Below are 4,560 nucleotides of genomic sequence, written 5' to 3'. Positions count from 1 at the left end.
CACGCCCGGTCAGCGGACGGCCACCCAGGCGGCGCCGGGAGGCCGACAGCCGGTGGCGACGACGTGCTCGACGATCCGCAGGACCTCGGCGAGCGGAGGACCTCCGGGACCGCTCCGGGCAGGACGGGTGCGGGCTCGCCGTGGTCGATCACCCCTGACTCGATCACGGCCGCGACGATCCCACGGCCGCGCCCGGGGCCGAACGCAAGGTCCGATTCCCGCCAGCCGGGCGCGGTGCCGCAGACGCAGAGTTGGGGGCGTGGGGCGGGTTGGACGAGAGACCGGAGACCGGACGTGAGCACGCAGACGATGACCGAGACCCCCGCGCGACGGGTCGACGGGGCCGACTGGGCGGCGATCGGCGAGGAGCTCGACGAGCACGGGTCCGCCCTGACGCCGATGCTGCTCGACCCCGCCGAGTGCGCGGAGGTGGCCGCGCTGTACGACCGGGTGGAGCGCTTCCGGAGCACCGTCGACATGGCGCGGCACCGGTTCGGCTCCGGGCGGTACCGGTACTTCCGGGAGCCGTTCCCGGCGCCGGTCGCCGCGCTGCGGGAGGCGCTCTACCCCCGGCTGCTGCCGGTCGCCCGGGACTGGGCGGCCAGGCTCGGCCGGCCCGCGCCGTGGCCGGACGGCCTCGCCGAGTGGCTGGAGCGGTGCCACGCCGCCGGGCAGACCAGGCCCACGCCGATCCTGCTGCGCTACGGCGCCGGCGACTGGAACGCGCTCCACCGCGACCTGTACGGCGACCTGGTGTTCCCGCTCCAGGTGGTGATCGGCCTCGACGTTCCCGGGGCCGACTACACCGGCGGCGAGTTCCTGACCGTCGAGCAGCGGCCCCGGGCGCAGTCGCGCGGGACCTCCGTCGTCCTCCCGCGGGGCCACGGGCTGGTGTTCACCACCCGGGACCGCCCGGTGCGCTCCGCGCGCGGCTGGTCGGCGGCGCCCGTCCGGCACGGTGTCAGCACCGTGCGCTCGGGCCTGCGCCACACGCTCGGCCTGGTGTTCCACGATGCCGCCTGACGCGCCCGGCGCCCCGGCGGAGCCGCACACGGCGGCCGAACTCGAAGCCCTGGTGGGCCTGTTGCCCCGGTTCGGCTCCGTAGTGATCGGCCACGGCCGCGACCAGGCCTCCACCGCCGCCGCCCGCGCCTTCGCCGCCCGGTGGCAGGCCGGCGGCGGGACCGTGCTCGACGTCGTCGACTGGCCCGAGGAGGCCGCCTCCTGGCTGCGCCAGGCGCGCCGGTTCACCGCCCCCGCGCCGGACGCCTGGGCGGTGGCCGGCTCGCCGCGCGGCTGGGCGGGCATGAGCCGGCGGCTGCGCCGCGGCACCGACTGGGACCCGGCGCGGACCGTCGGCTTCGCGCCGACCGGTGGCGCCCTCGCCCAGGAACTCGCCGGCCCCGGCACCCTGGACGGCCTGCGCGGCGCCACGGCGGACGGCCTGACCTGGCAGGTGGGCGACGCGCCCGCGGGATGACACGTCACCCCGCCGCCGGAGCCGCGCAGTCGGCCGATTCGGAGCGGTCCGCGGGCGGGGATCGTGACGTAGGGTCGGCCCCGGGACGGCCGCGCGGGTGGAGGATCGCGCCGGCGCCGTCCCCGGTGCGGCCGTCGTTCTCGCGACCGGCTCCGGTACGGCCGCCCTGAGCACCGTGGTCCACCCGGTCCACCCGGTCCACCCGGTCCACCCGGTCCACCCGGTCCACCCGGTCCACCTGGTTCACCGCCGCTCACGGCCGCTCGCCATCGCTCAGCGCCGCCCACCGCTCTCCGACGCACCGCAGCCCGTCGAAGGGATCGTCATGCCCGAGTACACCGAACCGTCGCCGTCCACCCCCGGCGACCCGCTCCCCGTCCCGCGCATCGGCCGGCGCCGCCTGCTGCGCGCCGGACTGGCCACCGGCGGCGCGCTGGCCGCCGTCCGGCTGCTGCCCGCGACACCCGCCGGCGCCGCACCCGTCGCCGCCGTCCGCCCGCCCGTCACCGGGTACGCGCCGAAGCCCGCCGCCCCCGTCACGGCCGCCTGGCCGGACTGGGCGCGGTACGCCCGGCTGGCCGACGGCACCTTCGACGAGGTGGCCGACATGCAGGGCCGGATCAACGAGCTGAAGGCCCAGAACGTCAGCGTGATCGAGCTGGACACCGTGCTGTCCGACTGGCTCACCGACGCCGAGTTCACCGCCCACGCCGCACTGGTCAAGACCTTCGCCGGCAAGGCGCACGCGGCCGGTCTGAAGGTCGTCATGTACTACCCGTCGCTGGAGGTGATCTCCCCCGGCGGCGAGAAGGGCCGCTCCTTCTACAAGAACGACCAGGGCCGCAACTGGGTCCAGCGCTCCCTCGACGGCAAGCCCAACGTCTTCTACGGCAGCCTGGTGGTCTGGGTCGACCCGGGCGACGAGAGCTGCTGGGTCAGCCCCAACTCCCCCTGGCGGGACTACTACCTGAAGCGGATCAGGCAGCTCGCCGCCACCGGCGTGGACGGGATCTGGCCGGACGTGCCGATCTACTTCGACGGGGCGCTCTCCTGGTGCGACGCCTCCACCTGGGGCGCCGCCGCGTTCACCGCGGACACCGGGCTGGCGGCCCTGCCCAGGACCGCCGACCACAACGACCCGGTCTTCCGCCGCTACGTCGAGTGGCGCCACCGCAACCTGCTCCAGTTCCAGCTCGACATCGCCGCCGCCGGACGCGCCGTCAACCCCGACCTGGTCACCTTCGTCGAGACCGTCTCGATGGACTACCGCTACGCCACCTCGATCGGCCTGGACGGCGCCTACCTGCGGCAGGCGGCGGGCAACGTCAGCCAGGTCTGGGAGGTCGACATCCTGGCCAACGAGGACGGCATGCGGCACGCCACGGCCACCGACTGGACCTGCCTGATCTCGATGTACAAGTACGCCCGGGCCGCCAGCGGCACCAAGCCGGCCTGGGCGTTCTCCTACGGCTGGAAGGCCGACGACGCCTCCCTGGTGATGTCGGAGCTGATCGCCTCGGGCTGCAACCCGTACGAGGTGAAGACGCCGTACAAGAACGACACCACCGACGCGGCCATGCGCACCCGGATGTTCGGCTTCGTCAAGGCCAACCAGCAGCGGCTCTTCGACGCCGGGTCGGCCGCCGAGGTCGGCGTCTACCACTCCAGCGCCTCGCGCGACTACGTGAGCCCGGGCGAGGGCAACGGCATGTACGCCAACGCGACCGCGCCGGCCGGGATCGCCGACTGGTGGGGCGGCGACGATCCGGAGATGAGCTGCACCACGATGCCGTGGATGGGCGACTTCCGCGGCACCGTCAAGGCCCTGGTGTACGCGCACATCCCGTTCGACACGGTGACCAGCCCGGGGCTGGCGGCCGAGGACCTGGCGCGGTTCAAGGTGGTGCTGCTGCCGAACCTCCAGGCGGTCTCCGACGCGGAGGCCGCGGTGCTGCGCGGGTACGTCGCGGGCGGCGGCACGGTCGTGCTCACCGGGCCCGCGCCGACGGGCCTGGACGAGTACGGGGCGCGCCGCGCCGAGTACGCGCTCGCCGACGTCCTGGGGCTGCGCCGGGCCGACCCGCTGCCGGCGAGCCGGCGCAACGCCTTCGGCGCGGGCGTCTGCTGGTACCTCGGCGGCGACCTGCCGGGGCTCGCCTACCTGCGCACGGCCGACCAGGCCGCGGGCGACCGGCTGCTGGCCCCGGTCCGCGAGGCCGCGCCGCCCTCGCTCGGTCTGTCCGGCGACCGGCGGATCCACCTGGAGGCGCGCCGGCTGGGCGAGGAGACCGTCGTCCACCTGGTGAACTTCAGCAACTTCGGGGACACCCCGGCGGCGTTCCGCAGCACCCCCGCGAGCTGCGTCCTGACGTACGCCGTCCCGGCCGGGCGGACCGTCGCGGCGGTCACGGTGGCCACCCCGGACGGGACCGATCCGGCGCCGCGTCCGGTGCCGTTCACGGTGACCGGGGCGGTGCTGAGCGTGCCGCTGACGGTCGCGCAGTACTCGGTCGTGGGCATCACGGTGAGCTGACCCGCGACGCCCTGCCCGGCGCGCGCACGCACACGTACGCCCCGGAGCCGCGACGGCTCCGGGGCGTACGCCGGACAGGATCAGCCGTTGACGTTCTCGAAGAACTCCAGCCAGCTGAAGCGCGGGCCGACCAGGCCCACGGCGGCGTTGCCGGCCGAGAGGCCCGACGCCGAGGAGTAGGGCTGCTCTTCCCCACCGTGCGCCACCGCGGCGGTCGGCGTGATCACGGCCGCGGCGGCGGCGATGGTGGCGATCACGGCGAACTTGCGGAGCTTTCCACGAACCGACATCTCAGGTACTCCTTGATGGATGGTCAGCAGTCTGCGCCGGGCGTCACGCGGGACGGCCGGGCGGCACACACGTTTGCACACGAAGGTGGGAAGCCGGGCGATTTCGCAACTCCGACGCGGGCGCGACGGCGCGAAGTTACGCCGCGCGGGTGAAGCCGCGCGGGCGCGGGCGGATCGACCGGGCGCACCGGCGCGGCGGGGCGATGCTGGCCCTGGCACGGCCGGATCCGGCCGGCCGCCCGCGCCGCGACGGAGCC

4 protein-coding genes are annotated in these 4,560 nt (G+C 75.2%); 3 read left to right on the top strand and 1 reads right to left on the bottom strand.

Going from position 1 to position 4,560, the window contains the following annotated elements; all coding sequences use genetic code 11:
- Positions 1-309 precede the first annotated feature (309 nt).
- The 3 genes from ABD308_RS01205 to ABD308_RS01195 all read left to right on the top strand — a co-directional run bounded on the left by ABD308_RS01205 (position 310) and on the right by ABD308_RS01195 (position 4,013).
- Positions 310-1,023 (top strand): 2OG-Fe(II) oxygenase, encoded by a 714-nt coding sequence (locus ABD308_RS01205; RefSeq protein WP_344324099.1) that lies wholly within the window; start codon positions 310-312, stop codon positions 1,021-1,023.
- The gene (locus ABD308_RS01200) at positions 1,013-1,480 is read left to right on the top strand and encodes a hypothetical protein (RefSeq protein WP_344324066.1); all 468 of its coding nucleotides are present in this window, start codon (positions 1,013-1,015) and stop codon (positions 1,478-1,480) included. Before ABD308_RS01205 ends, ABD308_RS01200 begins: the two co-directional genes overlap by 11 nt.
- 97 nt (positions 1,481-1,577) lie before the next feature.
- Entirely contained in the window at positions 1,578-4,013 is a 2,436-nt protein-coding gene (locus tag ABD308_RS01195) for a hypothetical protein (RefSeq protein ID WP_344324055.1), read from the top strand.
- 80 nt (positions 4,014-4,093) lie between these two features.
- On the opposite strand, the gene ABD308_RS01190 is transcribed toward ABD308_RS01195, so the two are convergent.
- The gene (locus ABD308_RS01190) at positions 4,094-4,303 is read right to left on the bottom strand and encodes a hypothetical protein (RefSeq protein WP_344324045.1); all 210 of its coding nucleotides are present in this window, start codon (positions 4,301-4,303) and stop codon (positions 4,094-4,096) included.
- Positions 4,304-4,560 lie beyond the last annotated feature (257 nt).

It is taken from the genome of Kitasatospora putterlickiae (genome assembly GCF_039527695.1).
GTDB classification, from domain to species: Bacteria; Actinomycetota; Actinomycetes; order Streptomycetales; family Streptomycetaceae; genus Kitasatospora; species Kitasatospora putterlickiae.
The sequence above is the reverse complement of the archived record's forward strand: the minus strand, read 5'-3'. Positions and strand labels throughout refer to the sequence as shown.

Bases quoted from the DNA above. Each gene is read 5' to 3' on its own strand.
- ABD308_RS01205 (WP_344324099.1), top strand. From the start codon at position 310: ATGACCGAGACCCCCGCGCGACGGGTCGACGGGGCCGACTGGGCGGCG.
- ABD308_RS01200 (WP_344324066.1), top strand. From the start codon at position 1,013: ATGCCGCCTGACGCGCCCGGCGCCCCGGCGGAGCCGCACACGGCGGCC.
- ABD308_RS01190 (WP_344324045.1), bottom strand. From the start codon at position 4,303: ATGTCGGTTCGTGGAAAGCTCCGCAAGTTCGCCGTGATCGCCACCATC.